Annotated in this window: 25 protein-coding genes; 15 read left to right on the forward strand and 10 right to left on the reverse strand. The window is 63.9% G+C overall.

Features of this window, described 5'->3' with window-relative positions; genetic code table 11:
* The first annotated feature begins 297 nt into the window (after window positions 1-297).
* Both IOC82_RS06465 and IOC82_RS06470 read left to right on the forward strand, forming a co-directional pair.
* The gene (locus tag IOC82_RS06465; protein WP_290545364.1) at window positions 298-1788 is read left to right on the forward strand and encodes a hypothetical protein; all 1491 of its coding nucleotides are present in this window, start codon (window positions 298-300) and stop codon (window positions 1786-1788) included.
* 165 nt (window positions 1789-1953) lie between these two features.
* The gene (locus IOC82_RS06470) at window positions 1954-2802 is read left to right on the forward strand and encodes a serine protease (protein WP_290545365.1); all 849 of its coding nucleotides are present in this window, start codon (window positions 1954-1956) and stop codon (window positions 2800-2802) included.
* Here the strand turns inward: IOC82_RS06470 and IOC82_RS06475 are convergent.
* Window positions 2799-4340, reverse strand: a complete 1542-nt coding sequence (locus IOC82_RS06475) for a sulfotransferase (RefSeq protein WP_290545366.1) — start codon at window positions 4338-4340, stop codon at window positions 2799-2801. The genes IOC82_RS06470 and IOC82_RS06475 overlap by 4 nt on opposite strands.
* Before the next feature lie 20 nt (window positions 4341-4360).
* Window positions 4361-5332: a quinone oxidoreductase gene (locus IOC82_RS06480; protein WP_290545367.1), complete on the reverse strand. Its 972-nt coding sequence runs from the start codon at window positions 5330-5332 to the stop codon at window positions 4361-4363.
* A gap of 70 nt (window positions 5333-5402) precedes the next feature.
* Between IOC82_RS06480 and IOC82_RS06485 the strand changes: the two genes are divergently transcribed.
* Window positions 5403-6566: an aminotransferase gene (locus IOC82_RS06485; protein WP_290545368.1), complete on the forward strand. Its 1164-nt coding sequence runs from the start codon at window positions 5403-5405 to the stop codon at window positions 6564-6566.
* 242 nt (window positions 6567-6808) lie between these two features.
* Here IOC82_RS06485 and IOC82_RS06490 read toward each other — a convergent pair whose 3' ends face one another.
* Window positions 6809-7912 (reverse strand): DUF2279 domain-containing protein, encoded by a 1104-nt coding sequence (locus IOC82_RS06490; RefSeq protein WP_290545369.1) that lies wholly within the window; start codon window positions 7910-7912, stop codon window positions 6809-6811.
* A gap of 383 nt (window positions 7913-8295) precedes the next feature.
* Between IOC82_RS06490 and IOC82_RS06495 the strand changes: the two genes are divergently transcribed.
* The 3 genes from IOC82_RS06495 (at window position 8296) to IOC82_RS06505 (ending at window position 11696) form a co-directional block, all read left to right on the forward strand.
* Window positions 8296-8658 carry a PilZ domain-containing protein gene (locus IOC82_RS06495; RefSeq protein WP_290545370.1) on the forward strand — a complete coding sequence of 121 codons (363 nt, stop codon included), beginning with the start codon at window positions 8296-8298 and terminating at the stop codon, window positions 8656-8658.
* A 40-nt stretch (window positions 8659-8698) separates the two neighbouring features.
* Complete coding sequence (locus IOC82_RS06500) at window positions 8699-10570, forward strand: methyl-accepting chemotaxis protein (RefSeq protein ID WP_290545371.1); 1872 nt, start codon at window positions 8699-8701, stop codon at window positions 10568-10570.
* 73 nt (window positions 10571-10643) lie between these two features.
* Window positions 10644-11696 (forward strand): Gfo/Idh/MocA family oxidoreductase, encoded by a 1053-nt coding sequence (locus IOC82_RS06505; protein WP_290545372.1) that lies wholly within the window; start codon window positions 10644-10646, stop codon window positions 11694-11696.
* Between the two features lie 48 nt (window positions 11697-11744).
* On the opposite strand, the gene IOC82_RS06510 is transcribed toward IOC82_RS06505, so the two are convergent.
* The 5 genes from IOC82_RS06510 to IOC82_RS06530 form a co-directional block, all read right to left on the reverse strand.
* Window positions 11745-12530 carry a DUF3108 domain-containing protein gene (locus IOC82_RS06510; RefSeq protein ID WP_290545373.1) on the reverse strand — a complete coding sequence of 262 codons (786 nt, stop codon included), beginning with the start codon at window positions 12528-12530 and terminating at the stop codon, window positions 11745-11747.
* Between the two features lie 126 nt (window positions 12531-12656).
* A complete protein-coding gene (locus IOC82_RS06515; protein WP_290545374.1) occupies window positions 12657-13460 on the reverse strand; it encodes a 3-methyl-2-oxobutanoate hydroxymethyltransferase in 804 nt (267 codons plus the stop codon).
* Between the two features lie 33 nt (window positions 13461-13493).
* Window positions 13494-14264, reverse strand: coding sequence for an ATP-binding cassette domain-containing protein (locus IOC82_RS06520; RefSeq protein ID WP_290545375.1), 771 nt, complete (start codon window positions 14262-14264; stop codon window positions 13494-13496).
* A gap of 3 nt (window positions 14265-14267) precedes the next feature.
* Window positions 14268-15344 (reverse strand): ABC transporter permease, encoded by a 1077-nt coding sequence (locus IOC82_RS06525; protein ID WP_290545376.1) that lies wholly within the window; start codon window positions 15342-15344, stop codon window positions 14268-14270.
* Window positions 15345-15470: 126 nt separating this feature from the next.
* Window positions 15471-16418, reverse strand: coding sequence for a sugar ABC transporter substrate-binding protein (locus tag IOC82_RS06530; protein ID WP_290545377.1), 948 nt, complete (start codon window positions 16416-16418; stop codon window positions 15471-15473).
* A 635-nt stretch (window positions 16419-17053) separates the two neighbouring features.
* On the opposite strand from IOC82_RS06530, the gene IOC82_RS06535 reads away from it, so the two are divergent.
* The 4 genes from IOC82_RS06535 (at window position 17054) to IOC82_RS06550 (ending at window position 19317) form a co-directional block, all read left to right on the forward strand.
* Window positions 17054-18124, forward strand: a complete 1071-nt coding sequence (locus IOC82_RS06535) for a fatty acid desaturase family protein (RefSeq protein WP_290545378.1) — start codon at window positions 17054-17056, stop codon at window positions 18122-18124.
* 15 nt (window positions 18125-18139) lie between these two features.
* Complete coding sequence (locus tag IOC82_RS06540; protein WP_290545379.1) at window positions 18140-18454, forward strand: MocE family 2Fe-2S type ferredoxin; 315 nt, start codon at window positions 18140-18142, stop codon at window positions 18452-18454.
* A gap of 372 nt (window positions 18455-18826) precedes the next feature.
* Window positions 18827-19036: a cold-shock protein gene (locus IOC82_RS06545; protein WP_111199114.1), complete on the forward strand. Its 210-nt coding sequence runs from the start codon at window positions 18827-18829 to the stop codon at window positions 19034-19036.
* 11 nt (window positions 19037-19047) lie between these two features.
* Window positions 19048-19317: a hypothetical protein gene (locus tag IOC82_RS06550; protein ID WP_290545380.1), complete on the forward strand. Its 270-nt coding sequence runs from the start codon at window positions 19048-19050 to the stop codon at window positions 19315-19317.
* 83 nt (window positions 19318-19400) lie between these two features.
* On the opposite strand, the gene IOC82_RS06555 is transcribed toward IOC82_RS06550, so the two are convergent.
* Window positions 19401-19721: a YnfA family protein gene (locus IOC82_RS06555; RefSeq protein WP_290545430.1), complete on the reverse strand. Its 321-nt coding sequence runs from the start codon at window positions 19719-19721 to the stop codon at window positions 19401-19403.
* Window positions 19722-19771: 50 nt separating this feature from the next.
* Window positions 19772-20749 (reverse strand): alkaline phosphatase family protein, encoded by a 978-nt coding sequence (locus IOC82_RS06560; RefSeq protein WP_290545381.1) that lies wholly within the window; start codon window positions 20747-20749, stop codon window positions 19772-19774.
* A 240-nt stretch (window positions 20750-20989) separates the two neighbouring features.
* On the opposite strand from IOC82_RS06560, the gene IOC82_RS06565 reads away from it, so the two are divergent.
* The 5 genes from IOC82_RS06565 (at window position 20990) to IOC82_RS06585 (ending at window position 26670) form a co-directional block, all read left to right on the forward strand.
* Window positions 20990-22216 carry an integrase family protein gene (locus tag IOC82_RS06565; RefSeq protein WP_290545382.1) on the forward strand — a complete coding sequence of 409 codons (1227 nt, stop codon included), beginning with the start codon at window positions 20990-20992 and terminating at the stop codon, window positions 22214-22216.
* 177 nt (window positions 22217-22393) lie between these two features.
* Window positions 22394-22654: a helix-turn-helix domain-containing protein gene (locus tag IOC82_RS06570; protein WP_290545383.1), complete on the forward strand. Its 261-nt coding sequence runs from the start codon at window positions 22394-22396 to the stop codon at window positions 22652-22654.
* Between the two features lie 260 nt (window positions 22655-22914).
* Complete coding sequence (locus tag IOC82_RS06575) at window positions 22915-25038, forward strand: virulence-associated E family protein (RefSeq protein ID WP_290545384.1); 2124 nt, start codon at window positions 22915-22917, stop codon at window positions 25036-25038.
* A 551-nt stretch (window positions 25039-25589) separates the two neighbouring features.
* Window positions 25590-26198, forward strand: a complete 609-nt coding sequence (locus IOC82_RS06580) for a recombinase family protein (protein ID WP_290545385.1) — start codon at window positions 25590-25592, stop codon at window positions 26196-26198.
* The gene (locus IOC82_RS06585; RefSeq protein WP_290545386.1) at window positions 26188-26670 is read left to right on the forward strand and encodes a hypothetical protein; all 483 of its coding nucleotides are present in this window, start codon (window positions 26188-26190) and stop codon (window positions 26668-26670) included. The genes IOC82_RS06580 and IOC82_RS06585 overlap by 11 nt, the downstream gene beginning before the upstream one ends.
* Window positions 26671-26673: the final 3 nt, after the last annotated feature.

The following is a 26673-nucleotide window of genomic DNA, read 5'->3' on the forward strand; positions in this document are numbered from 1 at the left end:
TTTCTGTGGTGAGTCGCACCGCCCGGACGATTCATTCACATGAAAAGGGGTGCCTGCAATCCTTTTCATCCCGGCATCGTTGCCTGTAATAGATTTCAATATGGCATTCCACCCCCGAAACTGTGGCAAAGCAGTAACAGCCGCCAAAATTCCCGGCATAGCCCCATCGCGGTCGTTGACCCGCCGCCCGTTTGCGCAGACAACAGGCGCGTGCCCGATCAGATCGTGCATTGACCTCCGGATCCGGTTGCAGGGGATGGGGGGACGTCTCAACTCCAAGACTTGGGAGAAACAAGAATGAAGACTATGAAGATGGCGCTCATGGCTGGTGCGGCGGTTGCCGTGTCCGCCGCCGCCGCCCACGCCGACGAGCTGCAGGACCTCAAGGCGCAGGTCGAGGCTCTCAACGCCCGCGTCGCCGCGATGGAAACCGCTCCGGCGGTTCCGGCCGGCTATCAGCTGCTGGCCATTTCGAAGGGTGAAGCCCTTCAGGTGCCGGGTATGCTCGGCTCTGACCGTGACCGTGTCGTCAATGACCGCGCCACCATCATCTCCGTCATGCCTACGGCCGATGCACCGGCCGGCACCACCATCTCGTGGTCGGGCTATGTCCGTGCCGCGATCGTCTATTCCGGCGACGATGGCGACCGTACGATCAAGCGCTATGAGGACGGTGGGGACGGTTACGCGCTCCAGACCAGCAACAAGTCCTCCGCCGACAATGACGATGACTGGGACGTGAAGTCGCGCGGTCAGCTCCGCGTGGTCGCCACCACCGACACCGCTGTGGGTGAAGTGGGCGTCGAACTCAAGATGCGCGCCGACTTGAACGGCAACGGCACCTCCGACGTCTATATGAAGACGGCCTGGGGCTACTGGGCCATGACCCCGGAACTGACGCTTGGCGGCGGTTACTCGGGTTCGCTGGGCAACATCGGCTACGGCTATGATGGTGCCTGCACCTGCTACTACACGGACAACGCCGATGTGGGCTTCGATCCGGGTGACACCACCCAGATGCGCCTCAGCTATGCTTCGGGTCCGTTCGCCATGGCGATCGCCATCGAAGACGCCAGCTTGGGTAAGGATGGCACTTCGGGCAATAACCTTGGCGCGGCCGGCGAGATCAAGTACACGGGCGACAGCTTCTCGGGTGAAATCTCGGGCGTGTACCGCACCGTCAACGAAGACGACTACAACTTCTCCGGCAAGACCGGCCCTCGTGGCAATTTCGGTTTGTATTCGGTGGACACGCCCTATGCCTATAACGCCGACCTCGATTCGCTGTGGCAGATCGGCGCTGGTGTGGGCTTTAACATGGGCGACATCGCAAGCCTCTCGCTTGCGGCTGCCATGGGTCATGGCCCCTTCCAGGAGACCAACAGCAGCGGCGACATCACCGAGAGTTTCCCCATCACCAACGACTGGTGGGGTGTGTCCGGTCTGGCGACCGCCAACCTGTCTGACGCGGTCCATGCCGAGTTTGGCGCTGGCTACAAGCATCGTGAGGGTGACTCTCACGACGGCGCTACGTTCACCACGGAGGATGGCCCCGAAACGCCTTGGAAGTATAGCGGCTTCGACTATGACACCTGGGCCCTGCTCGGCGGTGTGTACTACACCCCCGTCGACCAGCTGACGATCGGCCTCGAAGGCGAGTGGTATACGACCGACATCTCCACCACCCGCACGGGCCAGGTTGACACCGAGGCCGAAGGCCTTCGTGATAAGATTGAGAGCTCCAACGACAACTGGACGATCGACCTCGTGTCCGTCTGGCGCTTCTAATCTCCACAACACGTCTAGGGGAGACGGCCTGCTTCGGCAGGCCGTTTTCCTTTTTTTCAGGACGAGTGTTGTCCTCAGCAGCCCGCCGATTTTGGGAAATGCACATCAGGGCCACTCTGCGGCCCTGTTTTGTGGTATACAGCCGATAAACCAGAGTGACGGACATTGCTTCCCCTTCGCACCCTGATTTTCCTGAGCCTTTTGGCGCTGCCGCTGGCGGCCTGCGAATCGACGTCGAATGTCGATCTCGAAAGCCGTAACTTCAATGTGCAGCAGACCTCCGTGCCGCCGGGCGAGGCGGTGGCCAGCACCGAGCAGATCACCAGCCTGGTGCGCCGCTCGGGACCAACCTACGTCACGCTGATCGTGTCGCAGCCGGCGAAGCCGGACAACGTCTCGAAAGACTCGCGCAAGGGCACGCCGGTCACCTCTGGCTCGGGCTTCGTGGCCGATGGATCAGGCTATGTGATGACGGCCGCCCATGTCGGCAAGCGCGTCGGCAACACGGTTTCCGCCAAGGCCGCCAATGGCCGCGTCTATTCGGGCGAAGTGATCGCCATCAAGCCCGACAATGACATGGCCGTCATCCGCCTCCGGAGCTTTTCCGGCAAGGCGGTGACGCCGGCCGACAACCAATGCCTCGCCAGGGGCAACATCGTTTATTCGCTCGGCCGACCCCATGCCCAGGGCGATACCGCCCGTCTCGGTGAATTCGAATCGGCAAGTTTCGGCCAGGCCGTGCATTATGCGGGCACCGACGCCAAATTCGGCTACCCGGACGCCATGGTGTTGCGGCTTTCGACCCAGAAAGGCGAATCCGGCGGTCCTTTGTTCGACGGGAATGGCGATCTCGTCGGCATGGTGGTGAGCACGCTCTATGACAATGCCGGCCAGCCCCTCAACCTCGCCCATGCCGTGCCGTCGCGCACGCTGGCGGGCTTCCTGTGCTCAACCGTGCAGTGCTCCGCCGAATGGCGCGCGGTCGCTGCCGGCAACAGCCGCTGCGGTTCCTAGCGGCTCTCCAGGATCGGCTTCAGGTGGCGCTCATAGGGTTTCCAGCGCGCCACCGAGCTTGTATTGATGCCGGAGCGCACCTGCAGGCGGCTGAAGGTGGTCACCGCGCCGGCATTGCGCTCGGGGTGGAGGCAGGCTTCCTCCATCGGCAGGCCCAGATAATCGAGCAGCGCCGCGATGGCGGGCTCAGGATCCGACACCAACCTCTCATAGGAGAGATGGAAGACCCGGCCCGGCAGCACCTCATCCCAATGCGCCATCAGGCGGCGGTATTCACGGTGATAGGCGGCATAGCCGGCCGGGTCGTAGCTGTAGGAATGCGCCGCGTTCATCTCCGTCTGCAGCGCCGAGATGAAAGTGTCGGCCGGGTGGCGCGTGCAGTTCACAAAGCGCGCCCTGGGGAACAGGATCGCGGCTTCGCCGATGAAGCGGAAGTTCAATGGCATCTTGTCCACCGCCAGCGCCTTCTCCGGCGCCACGTAGCGCATCGCGCCCTCATAGATCTCTGCTATTTCCGCCACGCCGTCGTCGCCGAGCTGTTCGAGCGAGGCCTCGATCCCGGAGAGCGGCCTGCCCTGCCCCAGCCTGGCGGCGCAATAAGTCATGGTCTCGAGTTCGCCCGCATTGCCCGCACGGCTGTGCGCCGAAATGATCTGCGCGGCGAGTGTTGTGCCTGAGCGCGGCAGGCCGACGACGAAGACCGGCTGATAGCCGCTGCGGCCATACTTTGCCGCCAGCCGTCCCAGCCTCTCCTGATCGAAAGCCGCGACGCGGGCATCGACCTCGCGGGCGAAGGCGGCGGTGACGGAAGGCGCGCGCAGCAGCCGCTTGGCCTCGGTGAAGCTGGCGAAGGCCTCGTCGTAGCGCTTGCTCTGCTGCAGCATCACGCCCCTTCTCACCATCAGGTCGCTGCGGTCGACAGGCGGGAGATCGGGCCGCGCCAGTTCCCGGCCCACCCGGCCGAACATGTCCGACTCCGCATCATGCTTGCCGATCGAGGCGAGGAGACAGAGATAACGCGCATGATGCGGCGTGGTGGCGATGAAGCGCTCGATCTGCGCGCGGGCCTCGTCCACGCGGCCGAGCGAGAGGAGGCAATCGAGCACTTCGAGGCGGATCGCGTGCTTCGCACCCTCCGGCGCGCGCTCCAGCGCCTTCGAGAAGGCCGCGAGTGCTTCCTCCATGTGGCCGATGCGGGCGAGGAAGGAGCCGCTGCGCCAGATCGCGTCGACATTGGACGGCGCCACGCTGCGCGCCTTGCCGTAAAGCGCTGCGGCCTCCGGCACGCGGCCCATGGAGAGCAGGCAAAGGCCGTAGTTGAGAATATAGTTGACGTTCTTCCCGTCCAGCGTCACGGCGCGGGCGAAATGCGGCTCCGCCTGCTCGAAGCGGCCCTGCGACTGGATGGCGATGCCCAGAATGAACTGGGCTTGGGCAGAGAGCGGATTTTCCCTTACAAGCTGACGCGCCTGTGCCTCTGCCTCGCTTATGCTGCCACGCGCCAGCAGACCGTCGATGTGGCGAAGCGCATTGCTCAAGCGCTCCGCCCGGTTCCGCGTCACGGCAGCAGAACCGTGGCGCCCGTGGTCTTGCGGCTTTCGAGATCGCGATGCGCCTTGACCGCGTCGGCAAGCGCATAGCGCTGGTTGACCGGAATCTTCACCTTGCCGCTGGCGACGGCATTGACGAGATCCTGTGCGGTCTCCTGCAGGTCGGCATCGGAGGCGGTGTAGGTCATCAGCGTGGGCCTTGTCGCGAAGAGCGAGCCCTTGGCGGAGAGCAGCAGCATGTCGAGCGGCGGCACGGGACCCGAGGCATTGCCGAAGCTGACGAACATGCCGCGGGGCGCCAAGCAGTCAAGCGAGATCATCATCGTGTCCTTGCCCACGCCGTCATAGACAACGGGTACGCCCTTGCCGCCGGTCAGCTCGCGCAGGCGCTTCACCGTATCCTCGGTCGAATAGTTGATGACGTGGTCGCAGCCATGGGCGCGGGCAATCGCCGCCTTGGCGTCAGACCCCACGGTGCCGATCACCGTGGCGCCCAGCGCCTTGGCCCACTGGCTCATGATCAGGCCCACACCGCCCGCCGCGGCATGGAGCAGGATGGTGTCGCCCGGCTTCACCACGTAAGTGGCGCGCAGCAGGTAGCGCGCCGTCATGCCCTTCAGCATCATGCCGGCTGCCGTCTCGTCCGAGATCGAAGCCGGAAGCTTCACCACCCGGCTGGCCGGCAGGTTGCGGACCTCGGCATAGGCGCCGATGGGGCCCGTGCCGTAGGCGATGCGGTCACCCACCTTGAGGCTCGTGACGCCTTCTCCCAGCTCTTCCACCACGCCCGCTGCTTCGAGCCCGATCCCTGATGGCAGCGGCACGGAATAAAGACCGGTGCGGTGATAAGTGTCGATATAGTTGAGGCCCACCGCCGTCTGACGCACACGGACCTGGCCGGGGCCGGGCTTGCCCACATCCACCTCGACGAGCTTCATCACTTCGGGCCCGCCCGTGGCCTCGATCCGGATCGCTTTCATGCTTGCACCTCCTTGCGGGGCCCGGCACATTCCGAACAGACCCCTATTTTCAAGCCCTTGGTGCCCCATCATGACCTATGCCGTCAATCCTGCCATCGCCCGCGTCGAGGCGCCGCCGATCATGGAAGCGCAAGGCTGGGTCAGGCCGGGCCTGCGCAACAGGAAGCTTTTGAACCTGTGCCAGGCGGTGCCGAGCTGGTCATGCGCAGAGGCGCTCGACGCGGAGGTGGCACGTCTCGCGCATGAGCCGGGCATCGGCCTCTATACCGACATCTTCGGCATTCCCGAACTGCGGGAGGCGATCGCTTCGCATTTCTCGGCGGACTACAGGGGCAAGGTGGCGGCGGAGAATGTCTGCGTCACCGCCGGCTGCAACCAGGCCTTTGCGGCGGCGATCATGGCGATCGCCAGGGCGGGCGACAACGTCATCCTGCCCGTGCCCTATTTCTTCAATCACACCATGTGGCTCGGCATGCTGGGCGTGGAGGCGCGTTACGTCTCCGGCATCGGCGAGCCAGATCCGGCCGAGGCCGCCAAGCAGATCGACGAGCGCACCCGCGCCATCGTGCTGTGCACGCCCAACAACCCGACGGGCGCCATCTATGCGCCGGAAACGATCAAGGCGCTGTTCGATCTCGCGCGGAGCCGCGGCATCGCGCTGGTCATCGACGAGACCTACAAGGATTTCCGCGACGGCGGCGAGCCGGCCCACGCGATCTTCGCCACCGATGGCTGGGAGGAGGCGTTCATCCATCTCTACAGCTTCTCCAAGGCCTATGCGATGACGGGCTATCGCGTCGGAGCCATCACAGCCTCGACCCGCGTGCTGGCGGAGATCGAGAAGATCATGGACTGTCTCGCCATCTGCACAACCCACATCTCGCAGCGCGCCGCGCTCTTTGCGCTTAAACAGCTTGAGGTCTGGAAGCGCGGGAAGATCGCCACGATGCATGGGCGGCTCACGGCGCTCCGCCGGGCCTTCGCGCGTGACGGGCTGAAATATGAGCTCATCAGCTCCGGAGCACTGTTTTCCTATGTGCGCCATCCCTTCGCCGACGAAACGGCGAAGCAGGTGGCGATGCGGCTAGCCGGCGAGCATGACCTGCTGTGCCTTCCCGGCTCGATGTTCGGCCCCGGCCAGGAGCGCCATCTGCGCATCGCTTTCGCCAATGCCGAGGCGGGCGACATGGAAACGCTGGTGGACAGGTTGGCGGAGAGCCAAGCCGGGAGGTGAGGCCTCCGCGCCTTTACTTCGGCCGGATCTCCTCCCTGTCCATGCGGCCTCCCGGCTGTGCGGTCATGCGGACCTTGCCATCGCCGGTTAGGATGCCGCTGCGCCGCAGGCCGTTGCCGGCGCGGCAGACCGCGCCTTCGCCTTGCCCATCGGACGCGGCGTGATGTGCAGCATCTGTCGTTTGCCTGTCTTGGCCTTGAAGCAACACCGGCGCGCACGGCTTACGGCACCGCCCCACGAGGTCAGTTGTGGTTATCGCTGGCGATGTACGTATAGGGCGGCTGCCAGTAGGTGAAGGCCGTGGTGGCGGCCAGGCCCGGCAGCGTGTCGGCGACATCCGGCGCCTGGCCGAGCAGTTCGTTGAGGTTCAGGCCGATCGCGAGATAAGGGTTGCGCGAGGGTTCGACGCCGGCGGCGCGGGTCTGGTCGGTATAACCCTCAGTAAAGTAGCCCGCCTGCAGTTCGGCGAAGCGCAGGGGCGTGTCGTCCAGCCTTTCGAAGCCGGACAGCTTCAGGGCCAGGAGGTAGCGCTGGCCGTCATAGTCGGTGGCCGGGTTCCACTCGTGGTATTCGGAGGCGCCCCAGTATTCCATCCGGTAGTCGAGCTTGTCGGCAAGGCCGGGAACGGTGTTGCGCAGGAAGGAGAAAGTGGCGCCCACGCCGTCGGCGATCAGGTCCTCGTAGGAGAAGCCGTGTTCGCCGGCGATACCGTCGAAAATCTCGATATAGGTCTGGAAGCCCATGCCGAGCAGCGCGCCGGTAACGGCCGCATTTTTCGGATCGTCCACCGAATGCGCGATACGCTGCGTGAAATACTGCGAGACGAGGTAGCCCGTATAGGCATGGCCCAGTTTATCCATGCCGCCATACTTGGTGTCCGTGCCGAACCACCCCTCGCTCTCGAAGTGATAGCCCGACGTGCCCCAGTCCCAATTCTTGATGCCGAAAACGGTGATGCCGCCATAGAGGGCAAGAATGTCCCACTTTACCGACTTCGACTGTTCCCAGAACACGTCGAAGCTGTAATCGCCATATTGCGACACGTCGATGGGCCGCAGGTTATACTCGACGCCGTTGATGAAGTCGGCAACCGGCGAATTGGTCCGTTCCGGGCGGATCGGGCCGGCAGCGGCGGACGCGGGAAGAATTTCGATGCGGCCCTGCTTGCCCAGCGCCACGATCTCGTCGCTGGTGAGCAAGGCCTCCGAGCTGAGCGGCACAAAAGGTTGGAGGGTTGCCAAATTCATCGCCGCAGCACTGCTGGCGGTGATCTCGCCCGACTCCGCAGCGCCGCATAGCACCACGGAGAGCGCGCATCCTATCGCAAGAGCTCCAGCCTTTTTCATGCAGAAAGAGTTACTAGAAACTCAATCGCCGTCCAAGACTCTTTCGCGCCAAACCCGCATATCGTGAACAAAAGGCAACGGCGGAACCTGCCGCACGCCGCTCACACCCACGGGGCGGCACCGAAAACTCAATCTTTAGCGGCGCGTTCCATCATTATATCAGTGATTTAGCCGTTGAGATGCGAATTGCGGCGGGGTCGGCAGAGGGGCATGGATGACATCGCCTGGCAGGCAGGACCAAAGGCGCATTCCGGGTGTTTTCGGGGTCGTCCGCAAGGCTTCCAGCCGCGCGAGGGCGCGATGCGGGACCCGGCCGCCGGGCGCTCAAGCTTGGGACAACGTTGCTGCCATAGCTTTCCGGCAACCCAAGCCAGGAGCCCCCTATGCCCGCCCAGCCACTGCGCGAGGTGCCGTCCGCAAGCCACCCCACGCTCGACCAGCGGCGGCGCTCAGAACGCCGCGCCTGCAGTCTCGCGGTGACGGTACGCACAGGAAGCGGGGATTATCTGGCGCAGCTCCTCGACCTCTCGGCCGACGGCGTCGGCCTGCGCATTGACACGCTCGCCTTCCTCAAACCCGGCGTGCGCCTGATCCTTATCCACCCGGAGCTGGGCGAGGTGCCCAGCGTGCTGCGGTGGTCCATGCACCCGCGCTACGGCGCGGAGCTCCAGGCCACCGGCCGTGCGCTGACGCGCATCCGCGCCCTCTATGACAGCCTGCCACCGGGGCCGGGCGAAATCATCTGACCCATCAACCCTCAACCCAGCACAGATAGCGGACCCGCGCATGAAAAAAAGTCTCTTCACCATCCAGCGACTGATGATCGCCTTCGGCTTCGTCATCGCCGCCCTCATGGCCTTCCTGGCCCTCCAGACCTATTCCTCCATCAGCGAGATCAAGATCGGCAGCCCGACCTATGACAGGATCATGAAGGCCAAGGACTTGATTGCCGACATCATGCCGCCGCCGCTCTACCCGGCGGAGCCTTTCGCCTATGCCCACATCATTGAGGGCGAACCCACGCTGTTGCCCAAGCTCGCCGCACGCCTCAATCAGATCCAGTCTGACTACAAGACCCGGCTGGAATACTGGAAGGAAAGGCTCACCGCGCTCGACATGATGAGCGATCAGGAGGCAGCGTCCTTCCTCCACGAGGTCGAAAACCGCAATGAGCGCTTCTGGACGAGCTTCCGGAATGATCTGGTTCCGGCGATCCAGCGCAACGACACCACAACGATCGACACGGTCATGCGCAACCTGAGCAACGACTTCATCGACCTCGGCGAGTTCATGAACGCCAAGTCCCAGGAAATCCTGGCCAAGGCCGCCGCCATCGAGCAGGAGAGCGTCGCGATGTCCCGCAGCGACCTCAATGTCGTCACCGGCTTCAACATCGCCATCGCCGTCATCATCATGCTGATGCTGCTCGGGGCACACCAGTTCGTGATCCGCGCCATCACCACCATCTCGGCAACCATGGCCCGTCTCGCGAGCGGTCACCTCGAGGATGAAGTGCCTTACGCCCAGCGCGGCGACGAGGTGGGCGAAATGGCGCGCGCGCTTGGCGTGTTCAAGGACCAGGCGATGCAAAACCGCCGCAATGACGAAAACTCCAGGCACATTATCACGGTGCTTGGCCAGGGCCTGGAAAATCTTGCCAAGGGAAACCTGACCTTCCGCATCGACCAGCCCTTCCCCGAAATGCTGGACAGGCTGCGCCAATACTTCAACTCCGCCGCGGACAGCCTTGCGGAAACAATCAACACGGTGAAGCGCGGGTCCTTCGGCATCAAGTCCGGCACGGAGGAAATCGCCCAGGCCTCCGACAACCTGTCGCGCCGCACGGAGAACCAGGCCGCCAATCTTGAGGAAACGGCGGCCGCCGTCGCCGAAATCACCTCGACGGTAAAGAAGACCGCCGAGGGCGCCCAGCATGCGCGCAACATGGTGACCGCCGCAAAGGAGGACGCCGACCGTTCCGGCGTCGTCGTCAAGCGCGCGGTCGAGGCCATGCAGGGGATCGAAAAGTCGTCGCAGGAAATCACCCAGATCATCGGCGTCATCGACGAGATCGCCTTCCAGACCAATCTGCTCGCCCTCAATGCCGGTGTGGAAGCCGCGCGTGCGGGTGACGCGGGCCGCGGCTTCGCGGTGGTCGCCTCCGAAGTGCGGGCGCTGGCCCAGCGCTCGGCTGAGGCGGCGAAGGAGATCAAGGGCATTCTCTCCACCTCGCGCGACCAGGTGCAGGAGGGCGTGCAGCTCGTCGCCGAGACGGGCAGCTCCTTGCGCCAGATCATCGACCGGGTGAACGAGATCAACGGCATCGTCACCGAGATCGCGCGCAGCGCCGACCAGCAGGCGACAGGCCTGCAGGAGGTCAACACTGCGGTCGACCAGATGGACCAGGTCACCCAGCAGAACGCCGCCATGGTGGAAGAGGCAACCGCCGCCACCCGCACGCTGACCCAGCAGTCGACTGAACTCGCGCAGATCGTCGCCCGCTTCACCACCGCGGCGGGCGCGATCATCGCCCATGCCGAGGATGCCGCGCGCGAGGCGCACCGTCCCGCACCGCGCGCGCCTGCCGTGCGCAAGAAGGCCGCGGCGGCGGGCGGCGCCAAGGCCGAGCCCGCCGACGGGGGCTGGGAGGAGTTCTGATCAGATTGCACGCGACAAACCGCCATGACCTCCGGTACACATCATTCGGTCATACAAGATGTGGAGAGCGGTCATGGCGGCGAAGCAACCGGTGGCGATCGGCATGATCGGGTGCGGCTTCTATGCCCAGAACCACCTTCATGCCTGGGCTGACCTGAGGCCCGAGGGCGCCCTCCTCTCCGCTGTTTGCGACCGTGACCCGGTCCGCGCCGAAGCCGCCGGAAAGCGCTTCGGCGTTCCGCATTTTACCGATATGGGCAAGATGCTCGACACGGTGAAGATCGGCCTCCTCGACATCGCCACCCGCATGGACACCCACAGGGAGCTCGCCGCCATCGCCGCGGAGCGGGGTGTTGCCGCGGTCGTTCAGAAGCCCTTTGCGCCCACTTGGGAGGAATGCGTCGCCATTGTCGAGATGGCGCGCCAGCACAATGCCTGGCTCGCGGTGCATGAGAATTTCCGCTTCGCCTCTGCCATGCGCGCGGTGAAGAAAATCCTCGACCAGGGGACGATCGGCACGCCCACCTGGGCCAGGCTCTCGTGGCGCACAGGCTTCGACGTCTACCGCGGACAGCCTTATCTTGCGGAGGAGGAGAAGCTCGTCATCCAGGACGTCGGCATCCACATCCTAGATCTCGCGCGCTATTTCCTCGGCGAGGTGGCGCATGTCTCGGCTGAGACGCAGAAGCGCAACCCCAAGATCCGGGCGGAGGACACCGCCACCATTCTGATGCGCCACACCTCCGGCGCCGTCTGCGTCGTCGAAGCCACTTACGCGGCGAAGCGCCAAAACGACGCCTTCCCCGAGACCATGCTGGAGATCGAGGGCGATGGCGGCTCCGTCATCCTCACCAAGGGCGAGAAGGTGATTGTGACGACGCAGGGCCTGTCCTTCGAGGACCAGGTCGGCGGCCCCCTGCTGCACTGGACCAGCCGCCCCTGGCATGTCTCCCAAGAAGCCGTGCTCCACACCAACCGCCACATGTTCGAGCGCTTCCGCGACGGCCTCGCCGCGGATACCTCGGGCGAGGACAATCTCAAGACCTATGCGCTGGTCGAAGCCGCCTATGAGGCGGCGCGGACGCATGCTGCGGTGAAGCCGGTGCAGTGGGTCGCGAAGGGCTGAAAACGCGGGGAGACGCCCCCGGCGCCGCGCATAGCGCGAAGGCCGGTCTCACTCCGACACGTCCCTCGCCTTGTCATCAAGCTTGGTGAGATAGCCGGTGAAGCCCAGCCCCTTCAACTTGCCCGACATCTGGACCGGCAGCCACAGCTTGCGGCCATTGCCGAGATCGGCGACGGGGGCGAAAGCCACGTCATAGCTGTCGCCGGGAACACCCTTGTCCTTGGCGCGGCCGGCAACCGGCGTCCAGCGCACGGAGCACTCCTGCACCTGGCCCTTCCATGCGGACTTACCATCCTCCAGCATGCCCATGCCCGCGCCGGTCAGCGCCAGCTCGAACACCTCGCGCCCGTCGAACACGTCATGCGTCGAAGGGCACGGGCTTTCGCCCACCGTGCCCATGCGCAGCACGGCAGTGACGGGGTCGACCACGCCCTGCGCCACTGCGGCGTCGATGCGGGCCATGCGCTCGGCATTTGACGGGGGCGGATCGTAGGTTACGGCGCCATTGTTCCACGTCAGCGTCGTCACCTTGCGCTTGTCGGACTGGTCACGCGTGATCCGGTAACTCAGCGGCTCGGGGCCGGCCGCGCCGAGCCGGGTTTCCGCAACGGCAGTTGCGCCGAACTCGGAGAAGGCCCGGCTCACCCCGGCCGCCCGGATGCGGGCCTTGGCATGGACCTGCTCGCCAGCGAGGTCGAGACTGAGCTTCACCTCAGTCACCGTCAACAGCCCGATATCGACATTGTAGCTCACCGTCACCCCGGCCGCCAGCGCCGCCGCCGGAGCGATAGCCGCCAGAGCGGCGGCAAGCAGGCCCAGAAAGACGATGCGCATGAAAGAGACTCGTTCCGTGATGTCGGCTTCCCCCTCTCATCCCCCGGCTCTATGGCGAGAGTATGATGGGGACGGGACAGTTTGCGCCATTCCTCCGGGGCATGCAGGCGGGGAGAGCCGAAGGCGCTATTTCTCCTGCATCTTCTGCGCAAAGGCCTTCATTTCAGCCTCCGGCGCCTTCACCAGATACTTTTCCGCCGGGTAGGCGCCGGTCTGCACCTCCGTCACGAAGGCCTTGAAGGCATCGATGCGCATCTGCTGGATGCGGGCATATTCCCCGGCAAGGTCGGCGTATTTCTTCGAATGGCGCGGCACATGACCGGTGTTCGTGCCCAACACATCGCAGGCGAAGAGATACTGGCAGTCGCCCCCCGCACCGCCACCCATCGACACGAGGAACAGGCTGCTGCGCTTTGCGATCTCCGCCGTCACCTCGGGCGGCACCACCTCGATCTCGACGCCGAAGGCGCCGGCCTCTTCATACTGACTGCAGCGCTCGTAGATGGCCATGGCACTCCCGGCCGTTTTGCCCACAGCCTTGAAGCCCCCTGTCCATGTGCTGAAATGCGGGATGAGGCCCACATGGCCGATGACCGGGATATTGTCATCCGCCATGCGCCGCACCGTCTGGAAGGCGGCAGCCGAATAGATGGCGTCGGCACCCGCCTCCATCATCCGGAAGGCCCAGCGCAGCGTGTCGTCGGTGGTCGCCGGGGCCGAGTAAAGCGCCTGGCCCGGAATGGCGAAGATCGACGGCGCCACCTCGCGGAAGCGCTTCTCCACCAGCATCTCCGGCGGCACCGAGCACATGTCGATGCCTGCCGATTCGGCCGCGGCCAGCTCGTCCCAGTCCGTCACCCGCATCATGGTGTACTGATGCTTGCCCTTATTGGCGCGGATATCCGCGATGGTGGGCCGCTTCCTCGTCATGTGCCGCTGTCCTCTTCCTGTGTCAGAGCGCTCTCACGCCGCGTCACTCAAATTCGGGTCCGTCTTGGCGCCGGTGATGTAGGCCACCACCTCCTCGCCCGTCGTCTCGCTCTTCTTCAGCTTCGCCGCGATGCGGCCGCGGCGGAACACCACGATGCGGTCCGCGAGGTCGAAGACCTGGCGCATGTTGTGCGAGATCAGGATCAAGGGTTCGCCATTCTGCTTGATGGTGCGGATGATGTTTTCGACCTGCGCAGTCTCGGCGACGCCAAGTGCCGCCGTCGGCTCGTCCATGATGATGAGCTTCGAGGGGAAGGTGGCGGTGCGGGCAATCGCCACGCATTGCCGCTGCCCGCCGGACATGTGGCGGATGGTGGAGGAAAGATTGGGAATCTTCACCGCCGTCTTTTCCAGCGCCTTGCGGGTTGCCTCGCGCATCCCCTTGCGGTCCAGAATCGAAAAAGGCCCGAGGTTGAACCTGATTTTCTCGCGCCCGAGGAACAGGTTCGACGGTACGTCGAGATCGTCGGCCAGTGCGAGATTCTGAAACACCGCCTCGATCCCCGCCTCGCGCGCCTCCAGCGGCGACTGGAAATTCACTTCCCGGCCGAGGAAAATGATCTTGCCGCGTGACGGGATCTCGACGCCGGTGATCTGGCGCACGAAAGTTGATTTGCCCGCGCCATTGTCGCCCATGATGGCCACATGTTCGCCCTTGCGGAGCTCGAAACTCGCCCCTTCCAGCGCCTGCACGCCGGCATAATGCTTGGTCAGGCCTTCGGTCTTGAGGACGATTTCAGACATGTGTCAGGCCCTCTGGCTGCGGCGGCGCTGCCGCCATTGATCGAGCACCACGGCGCCCACGATGATCGCCCCCTTCACCATCTCCTGATAGTAAGCATCGAGCCGCAGGAAGGTGAAGCCGGAGATGATGACGCCGAAGATCAGCGCCCCCAGCACGGTGCCGATGATCGACCCCCTGCCGCCAGCTAGCGAGATGCCGCCGATCACCGCCATGGCGATGGCGTCAAGCTCATACATCACGCCCATACCCGCCTGGGCGGTAAGGTTCTTGGAGCTCAGCACGATGGCCGCCACCGAGGCGAGGATGCCGGCAATCGCATAGACCAACACCTTGTGGTGCTCCACCTTGATGCCGGTGATGCGCGCGGCCTCCTCGTTGGAGCCGATGGCGTAGCAGTGCTTGCCGTATTTCGTGTAGGTCAGGATCAGCTGGAACAGTATGGCCAGCGCCACGAAGATGAACACCGGGTTCATGCCCTGCCCGATCGCCGCATAGCTGTCGGTGGGAAACGAGATCGGGTTGCCCTTGGACCACCAGCGCGCCAGGCCGCGCGCCGCCACCATCATGCCGAGTGTGGCGATGAAGGGCGGGATCTTCGTATAGGCGATCAGCGTGCCGTTGATCAGGCCCGCGGCGAGGCCGCAGCCGAGGCCCACCAGCACCGGCACGATCACGGGGAGGTCGAGCCAGCCTTCCGCCGCGAATATGGCCTTGGGGTTCGGGTTGCCGTTCACCAGCGCGACCTGCGCGAAGGACATGGCGATCATCGCGGTGGCGCCGACGATGGAGCCTGAGGAGAGGTCGATGCCGCCGGTGATTATCACCTGGGTGACGCCGATGGCGATGATGCCAACGATCGACACCTGCAGGATGATGATCTGCAGCCGCTGCTCGTTGAAGAAGCCGGGCACGCCCTCGCGCGTGTTGAACAGAAAGCTTTCGCCCAGGAGCAGCCGCCCGAGGATCTCGAAGGCGGCGACGATGAGCACCAGCGCCAGCAGGATGTTCAGTTCATTGGGCCAGGCCCGGCGCTTTGCATCATATTCCAGGCCGCCAATGCCCGCTTCGGGTTTCGCCAACACGTCCTCCGTCAATCACAAGGCCCAGCGCAGCCATGGGTTTCCCCTCCCCCGTGGGGAGGGAAAGTCCGCGTGGTGAGATTGAAAGCGGGGCAACACTCCTCATGCCGCCCCGCCCCGCCAGTGTCAGTTCTTCTTCAGGAACTTGTCGATGTTGGCAGGCGTCACAAGCTGGAAGGGGATGTAGACTTTCTTGTCCACCTTCTCGCCCTTGGACAGCTTGATGGCGGCATCGAGCGCGCCTGCCCCCTGGCCTGCCGCGTCCTGGAACACGGTGGCATCGAGGTCGCCCGCCTGCATGGCGGCAAGCGCGTCCTGCGTGGCGTCAACACCGCCCACCACGACATTCTTCATGTCGATATTGGCGGCCTTCATGGCCTGAATGGCGCCGATGGCCATTTCGTCGTTGTTGGCGATCACCGCGTCGAAGGGCTTGCCGGCCGAGATCCAGTTGGTCATCAGGCTCTGGGCCTGGTCACGCGACCAATTGGCGGTCTGCTCGTCGATGATGTTGAGCGTCACGGCGCATTTGCCGTTGGCGATAACATCGTGGATGTCCTTTGTGCGCTGTACGGCGGCCTGATTGGAGAGCTCGCCCATCATCACATAGACCTGGGCATTGTCCTTGCCGGCTTCCTTCAGCAGGCGGCAGACCTCGATGGTCTCAAGCGTGCCGGACTCTTCCTCGTTGGAGGCGACGAAGGCTTGGTTGTCGGGCAGCGTGTCGACATTGATCGGCTGGCGGTTCACATAGACCAGCGGGATGTTGGCGGCCTTGGCGGCGTCCGTCATCGCCTGGGTGGCGGAAGTATCGACCGGGTTGACGATGATCGCGGCAACGCCGGAGGCGGCGAAGTTCTTGATCTGGTCGAGCTGCTTGGCCACGTCGTTCTGTGCGTCCTCGACCTGCAGTTCGACGCCCTCCATGCCCTTGGCCTGCGCGATCATTCCGTTCCTCAGCACGGTGAGGAAATTGTCGTCGAACAGCGCCATCGAAACGCCGATCTTGGTGCCGGCCATGGCCGAGCTCGACATCAGAGCCGCCATCGCCAGTGCAAGGAATGTCTTCTTCATGTGTCGGGTCCTCCCTCATGGAGCGTCCGGTGGCGCCCCTGGTTGCCGGAACCCCGTCCGCCGCGGGGCAAAGTCTCATTCGAACGGGGAGGGTTGAACGGCCAAGCGGCGGTCAGCCCGCCTCGTGCGCCGGTCGGTCGGTCCTCCCATTTCTTCCCGGCGCTCTTGTGTGGCGCCTCGCCATCCCGCGGATGGAACGTTTGGAGCATTCGTTTCAAACGCTGAACAAGAATTCCATCAGCCGGGCGGCGGAGTCAAGGATGCAGGGGCATGACGGCAGAAACCTTTCATGTTCTATCCGCATCGCAGGCCAGCGCCTGGTGGACGATCAGAGACTTTCACGAACAACCAACGTGGCCGTTGCGCCGGGAATCGACCGCAACTTGAGCGGTTCGTTGCGGCGGCGGCCACCACGCGCAGCGCCGTGTCTTCGCGCCCGGGGAGGCGGTGGCAACGCTGACGCCTGCCGCCTGCGCCCGGTCCTGAATGGTGGGACGTTTAACCGCCGGAAACGGGATTATCCCATCAGGCGGAATGATGCAATCTGATGATTTTCATCATGGAACACTTGTTCCAATCGTTCGCCGAAGTTAGGTTTCTGATAGGACTCCACCGAACACGACATGGACAGCCCGATGGACAGCTCCCTGCCGACGCCCCACGACTACAGCCTCACCGGCCCTTCGAGCCGCTATGCGCTGGAACATGGCCTCGCCAATGCCGAATGGTACCGCGCCCCTATCCCGCGGGGGAAGATGAAGGAGCTGATGAAGCGCTCCGACGGCCCGGCGATCCGCGACACCATCATCTGGATCGCCGCCTTCATCGTCACGGGCGGCCTCGCCTTCCACTTCTGGCCCACGGCATGGTGTATTCCCTTCTTCCTTGCCTATGGCGTGCTCTATGGCTCGTCCACCGACTCGCGCTGGCACGAGTGTGGCCATGGCACGGCCTTCAAGACGGCCTGGATGAACGACGTGGTCTACCAGCTCGCCTGCTTCATGATCATGCGCGAACCCACCGTCTGGCGCTGGAGCCACACGCGCCACCATACCGACACCATCATCGTCGGCCGCGACCCGGAGGTGGCCGTGATGCGCCCCACCGTGGTGCTCAGGGTGATTCTGATGTTCTTCGGCGTGCCGCAGGTGTGGGGCGCCATCAAGAGCATGGTCCGCCACGCCATGGGGCGGCTGTCGCCTGACGAGGCGGACTACATTCCGGAGATGGAGCGCGCCAAGGTCTATCGCACCGCGCGCATCTGGCTCGTCATCCACCTCGCCATCATCGCCTTCTCGATTTATGTGGGATCGATCCTGCCCATGCTCTTCGTGGGGCCGCTCCCAACGATGTATGGCGCGTGGCTGCACATCGTCACCGGACTCACCCAGCATGCGGGCCTGCCGGAGAATGTGCTGGATCACCGCCTCAACTGCCGCACCGTCTACATGAACCCGGTGATGCGCTTCATCTACTGGAACATGAACTATCACATCGAACACCACATGTTCCCCATGGTGCCTTATCACCGCCTGCCTGAGCTGCATGAGGCGATGAAGCCCTATTGCCCGCCACCGTACCCCTCGACCATCGCCGCCTATGCCGAGATCATCCCGGCCATCATCCGGCAGATCCGCGAGCCCGGCTGGTCGATCGAACGCCCCATCCCGCGCGACCATCCCGCGCATGCCGTGCCTGCCGAGTAAGCGGAGATGGATAAAATGCCCAACTGGATTGCCGCCTGCAACATCGGCGACATCGAGCCTGAGGACGTGATGCGCTTCGACCATGGCGGCCGCACCTTCGCCATCTACCGTTCGCCGGACGACGAATACTACGCCACCGACGGGTTGTGCACGCATGAGAAGATTCACCTCGCTGACGGCCTCGTCATGGGCAACATCATCGAATGCCCCAAGCATAACGGCCGATTCGACTACCGCACGGGCGAGGCCAAGGGAGCGCCCGTCTGCGTGAACCTCAAGGTCTATGAGGTGAAGCGCGAAGGCGGCAAGGTGATGATCGACGTGGGCTGAGGGCGAGACCCACCAACCCCAGGAACAAGAACCTTGTCTCCGCTCCGGCGATCGAGCGGATGGCCGCTGAAGGCATCGCCATCCGCCACTTCTGTCCAACGGCTTTCCGTCAGGCTCCGGCTTCGCCGGCCTCTCGCCGGGCGCCTGGATTCATCCGGCGAATCGGCCCCATGGCAGGTCTTGCCGGGCGGCTGCCCCCGCGAAAACGGCCGGAAATATCGCCCGGCGGGAGTTGACCGGCGCACCGGGCCATGGCGGCCCCGTCGCGGCTCCCCAAGTAGCGATTGACTTTCTTGACCTAAGGCTGCTTTTATCACGCCTGCGGCGGCCGAACGTTTCGGATGCCCCCTACTATGAAAGCGAGAACATAATTTGGCTACAGGCAAGGTTAAGTGGTTCAACGAGACCAAGGGTTACGGCTTCATCGCGCCGGATGACGGCTCGAAGGACGTCTTCGTTCACATCAGCGCCGTGGAACGCGCCGGTCTGCGTTCGCTCAAGGAAAACCAGGCGGTTTCCTTCGAGCTGGTGACGGATCGCCGCTCGGGCAAGCAGTCCGCCGATCAGCTGCGCGCTCTCTGAGCCGCGGTTTGATGGCCAAGAAGGCGAAGAAGAAGGTTGCCGCGAAAGCGGCAACCCGCATCAAGAAGACCAAAAAGGCTATTGCCGTGAAATCGGTCAAGGCCAGAAAACCTGCTGCGAAGAAGGCGCCCCGCAAGGCGGCCCGCCGCAGCGCGGCCGAGGTCGCCAAGTTGCGCAAGGCGGTGATCGCCGGATTGAAGTCCGGCAAATCCGCCGAGGCAGTTGCACAGCAGCTGGGGATCTCGCGTCCGTATCTCTACCGTCTGAACAGCAGCGGTTAAGCGGCGGGGTCCGGTCCAGATCATTGGAATGACGATCTTTGCAGCGCGCCCCGGAAACGGGGCGCATTGCTGTCCGCAGGCCCTCAACCGCGTTGCGGCAGCAAGATGATGGCGCTTCCGGCGAGGCAGACGGCCATGCCGATCAGGTCCCACCGGTCTGGCCGTTGGCCTTCGGCCAGCCACAGCCACAGAATCGAACCCGCAATATAGATGCCGCCATAGGCGGCATAGGCACGCCCTGCCGCTGCGCTGGGCGCCAGCGTAAGCAGATAAGCGAAGAGGGCAAGCGAGGCCATGCCGGGCAACAGCCACCAGGCGGGCTTGTCGAGCCTTGCCCAAGCCCAGAAGGCGAAGCAGCCGGCAATCTCCCCCAGCGCCGCCGCGGCATAGATGACGTAGACCATCACTTGTTCTCTCATGCCCGTGGAGAGGATTCAATCCAGCCCCCGCAGCCTCAGGGCAGCGCGCCAGGCTGGAAAAGATCGGAGAGGTCGTTTGCGCTCTTCACGGTATCGAGCTCCGGCAAGCCGAAAATCCGGCCGATGGTCTTCACCAGCGCGCGGTGGGAATAGGCAGCCTTTCCCACATAGCCTTCCTTCACGCCCGCACCCGCTGCATAGAAAGGCAGCTTGAGGCCGCGCTTGCCCTCGTCCCACACCACGAAGACGACCGCCCGGTTGGTCTCCGCCCAGTCGATGACCGGCGGCAGGAAGCCCTTCAGAAAATCATCGCCCTGCCGCACGTCGTTGCCGCGGCAGCCTGGAGCTCCGTGCATGTCGTTGCACAGGTTGGGGGTGATGAAGACGTAGCTCGCGAGCTTGCCGGCCTTCATGTCGGCCATGAACTGCCCGAGCTCGCGCGTATGCTCGATGCAATGTGCATTGTCCTCCGCGGGCGGTGCGCCGGCAACGTCGGCGAAATAGACGAAGGGATTGTGCTTGGCCGCATAAAGTCCGGCGCTGTGCACCGGGCAGGCGCCGGTGGTCCTGGGGTCGATTCCCTGCTGGTAGGTCATCCAGCTCACCGGGGGCGTTGCCGTTTCCATCTGGGCGGTGAGATGCTCCGGGCTCTTCGTCCAGTTGGACTGGCCGGAGAAATAACGGCAGGGCTTGGCCGGATCGTTGTCGCAAGTGAAGGTGGTGTCGGCGAACTTGTTGGTGCCCGCCTCCATGGCGATGTAGTGCGGCTGGCTGTTATAGGCCGGGAGCTCGTCCGTGAAGTTCAGCGCCCGCGCGGCCTTCCTGGCCAGCTCGCCGTTGAGATAGGGCGCGTCCTTCACATTGCCGTAAATGTAGCCGTGGCTCTTGTCGCCCGCCTTCCCGCCATCGGTGTTCTCCATGGCGATGACGATGACGTGATTCGGCGCGGCGCAGGCGGGCATAGCGAGGCAAGCGAGGCAGGCGAGCGGGGCAAGAAACCGGATGATGCGCATGTCGCGTGTCGCTGTCCTCAATGAAGTGGCTGGCGACCCCGGCAGGATTCGAACCTGCGACCTAGTGCTTAGAAGTCGTCACTTCCTACCCCTCCCCAGCCCTATTGTCAACCCTAAACACTAGCTTTTTCAGTGCGTTGGCGCTATACATTCCCTAAACTGCCCTAACCTTCCCTATCCCCACGCGGTTCGGAAACGGTTCGTTGGCAGCGCAGCAGACGGTTCGCGGGAGGTGCAAAGATGCCAGAGAAGCTCACTGAGGCAGCCATAAGGGCACTCAAGTTTGATGACAAGCCGGTTGTGGTCCGGGATGCGAAGGTTGCGGGGCTCCTCGTGGCCGTCAACAAGGGCAGCAAGTCCTACAAGGTGCAGCGCGACCTTTGGCAGGGACAGCGCGGGCGCAAGAAGCTGGTCAAGACGGTTCGCCACACCCTCGGGACCACCGATGAGATGACACTTGATGAGGCGCGCTCCCGGGCCACCACCATCATCGAACAGATCAAGCGCGGCATAGACCCGAATGCGCCTGCACCCGCCCCGGCGTCTGACGCTGGCACTTGGACAGTGCGCCGGATGTACGATGAGTATGCAGCGGACCTGAGGGCGCGCGAGTGTTCAGAGCGGACTATTGAGGGCATAGAGGAGCGGGTAAGCCGCTACCTCACAGCTTGGGCATCGCTGCCCGTTGCCGAGGTCAAGCGCAGCATGGCGCGCGAGGAGCACCGGCGCATCACGCGTGACCACGGCGCGACCTCTGCCAACAAGGCAATGCGTGACTTCCGCGCCGCGTACAACTTCGCAATGAAGGTTGTCGATGACCCGGACGCCCTGCCCGGCAACCCGGTTGAGGCCGTCACCTTCAACAAGGAGCGGGCGAGCAACCGCGTCATCATGCCGGATGAACTTCCCGAATGGTGGAGGCGCGTTCAGGCCCTGCCCAACCCGCTGCGCCGCGACATGCACCTCCTCGGGCTCCTCTCTGGGCTGAGGCCCGGCACACTTGTCTCGCTCCGGCGCGAGTGGGTCAACCTGAGTGACAGGGCAATCTCAATCCCGCGCATGAAGTCGGGCCGGAGCTTTGACCTGCCACTGTCAGAGAAGATGGTTGAAGTGGTCCGCCATGCAATGGCCGCCGGAGAGGTCCTGTTTCCAAAGGCCCCTTGGCTGTTCCCAACGCGGTCAAGCATCACCAATGAGGTAATCGCAACGCAGGTTTGGAAGGAGAAGGCGCTGCCAAGCGAGACAGGTCACATACTCCGGCACACCTACCGCACCATTGCGCAGCGCGAGGCCATTGACCGCGTGAACGCGCGCCTGCTCCTTGACCATGCTGTGCCGGGCATTGACGGCGTGTACATCCACGAGCGGGCGCTGTTCGACACACTGCTTGTTGAGCAGGAGAAGATGAGCGCAGCAATCTTGAAGCTGCTCACAACAAAGGTCCGCAGAATCGAAGGGGAAGTTTAGGGTTTACGGCACTGGACAAGGAAAGCTAAAGAGGGGGCAGACTAGGTATCTGCACTGGCTGGCTGGGATGCGCCATGTGCGGGGAGCGCCCAAGGTACACAAGGGCGCGGGGCAACCCAGAGATGGCCCTGTCACTCAACCGGCCTGCCAAGGTGAGGCGGCCCGTGGGTGACTGCCATGGAACAAGACACAATCAACGCAATTGCGGATGCCGTCGCTGAGCGCATCCTGAGGGACCTGCCCCGTGGGCGGGTGCCTGTTACGCCCGAGTATCTGACCGCCGAACAGGTGGCGCAGATGACGGGCTTCTCGCCAAAGGCGCTGGAGGCATACCGTGCCAAGCGCATCGGCCCCAACTACCTGAAGGTCGGACACAGTGTGCGCTACCGCGCCGATGACGTTCGGGCTTGGGTTGAAGCTGGGGGGCCGGAGGCATGAGTGGCCATCTAGATAAGAGAGGCCCCGGCGCTGGGACGGGCACCGGGGCGGAGACTGACAATACCCTAGCTCAAGGTGCATCGAATATACCCGAGGGCGAAGCACCGCGCGAGGGCGAAGGCTTGTTGCTTGGGCGCACGGATGATGCGGAGGAGTTCCTTGAGAACTGGCGGCGCGGCGGGCCTTGGGTGCTGACCTCAATTGTCCCGGATGGCGGAAGGACAACCACCCGGACATTCAGAGCCAGTGAGCGCCTCGCCATGCGTGACTGGATTGAGGAGAGACAGGGCCGCGAGAACATCTACTTTTCTGTCAACGACCTCTCGCGCAGCGTCAGCAAGAAGGCTGACAAGGATGATGTGACAGCGCTGCGGGCGCTGCATGTTGACGTGGACCCAAGGCCGGGCGAACCGCTGGCCACGGAGCGGGCGCGTGCAGAGAAGTTGTTGCGGGAGTACAGGCCCGCGCCGACAGTGATCATCGACAGCGGAGGCGGCTTTCAGGGCTTCTGGCTGGGCGAGAAACCTGAGCCGCTGCCCGCCGCTGGCACACCCGAACGGGAAGGCACAGTGGAGGATGCGGAGCATCGCAACCTTGCTATTGAGACCTCACTACAGGCGGATGCGTGTCACAACATTGACCGCATCATGCGGCTCCCCGGGACGGTGAACCTGCCCAACAAGAAGAAGCTCGCCAAGGGCCGCATCCCCGCGCTCGCCCGTGTCGTGGAGGCAGACTGGACACGCCGCTACACGCTGGGCGACTTCCCGCGCGCCGCTGCCGTGAAGATTGGCACTGTCAGCGCAGCGCCGTTGCGTGTGTCGGCTTCCCCAGCGGTTGGCGTCATGGTCAGCGACCTGCCAATCCCTGACAAATGCAAGCAGGTCATCGTCATGGGCCATGATCCAGATGACCCGGGGCGCTGGGATGGAGCAATCGGCCCGGATGGCAAGTGGAGTGGCGACCGCTCCAAGGTTGTCTGGTGGGTCACATGCGAGATGGTGCGCGCGGGATGCACCGATGATGTGATAGCAGGCGTCTTGCTTGACCCCGACTATGCAATCAGTGCGCACGTCCGCGAACAGAAGGGCAGCGAGCGATATGCGCGGCGTCAGGTTGCTAAGGCGCGCGAGGAGGCGGACAGCGCCTTTGCTTGCGACAAGGACGGCAACCCCTACAGCAACAGCCAGCACAACATCCGCGTGGCGCTGCGCAAGCTGAACGTGGAGCTGAGGCACGACCTGTTTGCGGGGCGCGCTCTTGTGGAGGGGCTGGACGGCTACGGCCCGAACCTTGACGACGATGCAACAAACCGCCTCTGGCTTGAGGTTGATGCGCGTTTCAAGTTCCGCCCGACAGTGGACTTCTTCAACCGTGTACTGAGCGACCGGGCGCGGCAGAGCACCTTCCACCCTGTTGTTGACTACCTTGACGGGCTCCGCTGGGATGGTGTGCCGCGCCTCGGGCGGTGGCTTGTCGAGTACGGCGGCGCTGCCGACACGCGCTATGTCAGGGCCGTTGGCGAGCTAGTCCTTGTTGCTGCTGTCCGACGGGTGCGCAGGCCGGGCGCAAAGTTCGATGAGATGCTAGTGCTTGAGTCAGAACAGGGAAAGGACAAGTCAACTGCCCTGAAGGTGCTGGCCATCCGTGAGGACTGGTTCACCGATGACCTCCCACTGAATGCAGAGAGCAAGCGCGTGATTGAGGCACTGTCAGGCAAGTGGATTGTCGAGGCTGGCGAGTTGAAGGGCATGAGGAAGGGCGGGGCTGACCATTTGAAGGGCTTCCTCTCCCGCTCCCACGACCGGGCGCGCATGTCATACGACCGGCGCGAGCGAGAGGTGCCAAGACAGTGCATCATCATCGGCACGACCAACGACAGCCGCTACCTGCGCGACACGACAGGCAACCGGCGCTTCTGGCCGGTGCGCGTCCAGCCCTTCAAGATTGCTGAGCTGCGGCGCGACCGTGACCAGCTTTGGGCGGAGGCCGCCGCACGTGAGGCTGAGGGCGCGTCCATCCGCCTTGACCCAGAGCTGTGGGCAGATGCAACGGCAGAGCAAGAAGCCCGCCGAGTGGAGGACCCATTCTTTGAGCGGCTGCACGGCGCGCTGGGCGAGGAAGTTGAGGGCAAGCTGCGGGCTGAGGACGCTTGGCGGATAGTCGGCAAGCCCGCCGGGATGCGGACTCAGGACGACAACGAGCGGCTGGGAGAGGCCCTCCGCCGCTTGAACTTTGACAGGCGTCAGCTCCGGTTCGGTGGAAACCCCGAGGGGTGCTATGTCAGGGGCGACCGCCGCCAGCGGATTGTGCCAAAGTTTGACCCCAATGGCGAGCTGGACGGTGTCTCGATCACGGACGGCGGCCCGGGGGACCCGTTCTAGGCCGTTACGCCACCGGAAGGCCGTTACGGCTAAGCTGTTGAGGGCGTGGAGATATTGCCCAACGTAACCCCCGTATTGGCCCGTATTCGCAGTTGCATAGACTTCCCCGGCGGGCAGCGGAGGAAGCCCAAGGCGGGCGCGCTCCACGCCCTGCTCCTCTACTCTATACTTCTTAGGGGGTTACGGGGAGTTACGGAAGGAAAGAGCCAGCGACGGTGGAACTTAGCCGTAGCTCCCCGGGGGATACGGTGTCGGTTACGGCGCGGGTTACGGTGGTGCGCTTCCTTCTGGGCATATTGGCAAGCAACCACATCCTTTGCGCCGCCCTAAAAGGTCCGTCACTTCGCGCGTTGGCTGGGCCGGTGCGCACGGCTCTGTCCACCCCGCAAAGGTGTTCCCCGTAACAGGCGGAAACGCCAACAATTCCAAGGCGGGGATTACAGCAAGGAACCCACCCCCAAGCCGGTCCCCTGAGGGGTGCTTTCCGCTAGACGGCCTGTGTCTGTTCACGCTATGTTCTACCATGGGTTGCAGAAATGGAGAGAACGTCAATGGAGCGCCGCGCCGCCATCTATGCCCGGGTCAGCACCGGGGAACAGACAACAGACAACCAGCTCCTCAGGCTGAGGGAGGTTGCCGCCCGGGCGGGCTTCCGCGTCGTGGCAGAGTACGTTGAGACAGCCTCGGGCGCTGTGGGGCGCAAGCCGCGAGCCCAGCTTGAGGTGATGATGGAGGACGCGGCCCGGCGCAAGTTTGACATCCTCCTCGCATGGGATGTTTCGCGCCTGAGCCGGAGCCTCAACCAGCTTGTTGGGCTGTTCGAGACGCTCCGTGCACTGAGCATTGACCTGATCCTTGAGCAACAGGGCGTTGACACCTCCACCCCGGCGGGCCGCGCGCTGTTGCAGATGAGCGGCGTGTTCGCTGAGTTTGAGCGGGCCATGATCGTTGAACGCACCAAGGCCGGGATGATGCGCGCCCGATTGATGGGCAAGCAGATAGGCCGCGCTCCCGCCGGTGACGGAATTGTTGAAGCCATCCGGGCGCTGCGTGAACAGGGCATGGGGATGGACCGCATTGCCCGCGAATTGAAGTGCGGCAAGGGCCTCTCACAAAGGGTCTGCCAAGCATATGACAGGGAGGCCGTCCATGCAGGATGACAGCGAGAGGTTTGACGCGCCATCGCGCCGCGTTGCCACGGTTGGCGGAGGAGCGCCGTCCTACCGTGTTGGCAGGAAGGGCCTCAAGATCATTGAGGAGCTGTCAGCCCGGGGCGTTGCCGAGGCCACGATTGCGAAGGCGCTGCGCATGGGCAAGGACGCATTCCGGGCTGCCAAGCGCCGTGACCCGGCGGTGCAGGAGGCCATAGACCGGGGCCGCGCCGTTGAGCATGACCGGCTTGTTGGCGTCCTGCATGAACAGGCGATGGCGGGGCAGTACGTGCCGGCCATGTTCTTGCTCAAGGCGCGCCATGGCTACCGCGAGGGCGATGCGTTTGAGGCCAACGTGAATGTCAGCATCGGGACCGGCGGTGTGATCCTCATGCCGACAAAGCAGAGCGTGGAGGAGTTCCTTGCTGAGAACCCGGGCGAGGTCATCGACATGAGACCCTCCTCTGTTCGCGGGGACTGAGCC

Source organism: Aestuariivirga sp., assembly GCF_020252395.1.
In the GTDB taxonomy this organism is placed as follows: Bacteria; Pseudomonadota; Alphaproteobacteria; order Rhizobiales; family Aestuariivirgaceae; genus Aestuariivirga.

Coding starts and splice junctions, on each gene's coding strand:
- IOC82_RS06465 (WP_290545364.1), top strand. CDS start 298: ATGAAGACTATGAAGATGGCGCTCATGGCTGGTGCGGCGGTTGCCGTG.
- IOC82_RS06480 (WP_290545367.1), bottom strand. CDS start 5,332: ATGAAAGCGATCCGGATCGAGGCCACGGGCGGGCCCGAAGTGATGAAG.
- IOC82_RS06485 (WP_290545368.1), top strand. CDS start 5,403: ATGACCTATGCCGTCAATCCTGCCATCGCCCGCGTCGAGGCGCCGCCG.
- IOC82_RS06490 (WP_290545369.1), bottom strand. CDS start 7,912: ATGAAAAAGGCTGGAGCTCTTGCGATAGGATGCGCGCTCTCCGTGGTG.
- IOC82_RS06495 (WP_290545370.1), top strand. CDS start 8,296: ATGCCCGCCCAGCCACTGCGCGAGGTGCCGTCCGCAAGCCACCCCACG.
- IOC82_RS06500 (WP_290545371.1), top strand. CDS start 8,699: ATGAAAAAAAGTCTCTTCACCATCCAGCGACTGATGATCGCCTTCGGC.
- IOC82_RS06505 (WP_290545372.1), top strand. CDS start 10,644: ATGGCGGCGAAGCAACCGGTGGCGATCGGCATGATCGGGTGCGGCTTC.
- IOC82_RS06510 (WP_290545373.1), bottom strand. CDS start 12,530: ATGCGCATCGTCTTTCTGGGCCTGCTTGCCGCCGCTCTGGCGGCTATC.
- IOC82_RS06515 (WP_290545374.1), bottom strand. CDS start 13,460: ATGACGAGGAAGCGGCCCACCATCGCGGATATCCGCGCCAATAAGGGC.
- IOC82_RS06520 (WP_290545375.1), bottom strand. CDS start 14,264: ATGTCTGAAATCGTCCTCAAGACCGAAGGCCTGACCAAGCATTATGCC.
- IOC82_RS06530 (WP_290545377.1), bottom strand. CDS start 16,418: ATGAAGAAGACATTCCTTGCACTGGCGATGGCGGCTCTGATGTCGAGC.
- IOC82_RS06535 (WP_290545378.1), top strand. CDS start 17,054: ATGGACAGCTCCCTGCCGACGCCCCACGACTACAGCCTCACCGGCCCT.
- IOC82_RS06540 (WP_290545379.1), top strand. CDS start 18,140: ATGCCCAACTGGATTGCCGCCTGCAACATCGGCGACATCGAGCCTGAG.
- IOC82_RS06550 (WP_290545380.1), top strand. CDS start 19,048: ATGGCCAAGAAGGCGAAGAAGAAGGTTGCCGCGAAAGCGGCAACCCGC.
- IOC82_RS06555 (WP_290545430.1), bottom strand. CDS start 19,721: ATGGTCTACGTCATCTATGCCGCGGCGGCGCTGGGGGAGATTGCCGGC.
- IOC82_RS06560 (WP_290545381.1), bottom strand. CDS start 20,749: ATGCGCATCATCCGGTTTCTTGCCCCGCTCGCCTGCCTCGCTTGCCTC.
- IOC82_RS06565 (WP_290545382.1), top strand. CDS start 20,990: ATGCCAGAGAAGCTCACTGAGGCAGCCATAAGGGCACTCAAGTTTGAT.
- IOC82_RS06570 (WP_290545383.1), top strand. CDS start 22,394: ATGGAACAAGACACAATCAACGCAATTGCGGATGCCGTCGCTGAGCGC.
- IOC82_RS06575 (WP_290545384.1), top strand. CDS start 22,915: ATGCGTGACTGGATTGAGGAGAGACAGGGCCGCGAGAACATCTACTTT.
- IOC82_RS06580 (WP_290545385.1), top strand. CDS start 25,590: ATGGAGCGCCGCGCCGCCATCTATGCCCGGGTCAGCACCGGGGAACAG.
- IOC82_RS06585 (WP_290545386.1), top strand. CDS start 26,188: ATGCAGGATGACAGCGAGAGGTTTGACGCGCCATCGCGCCGCGTTGCC.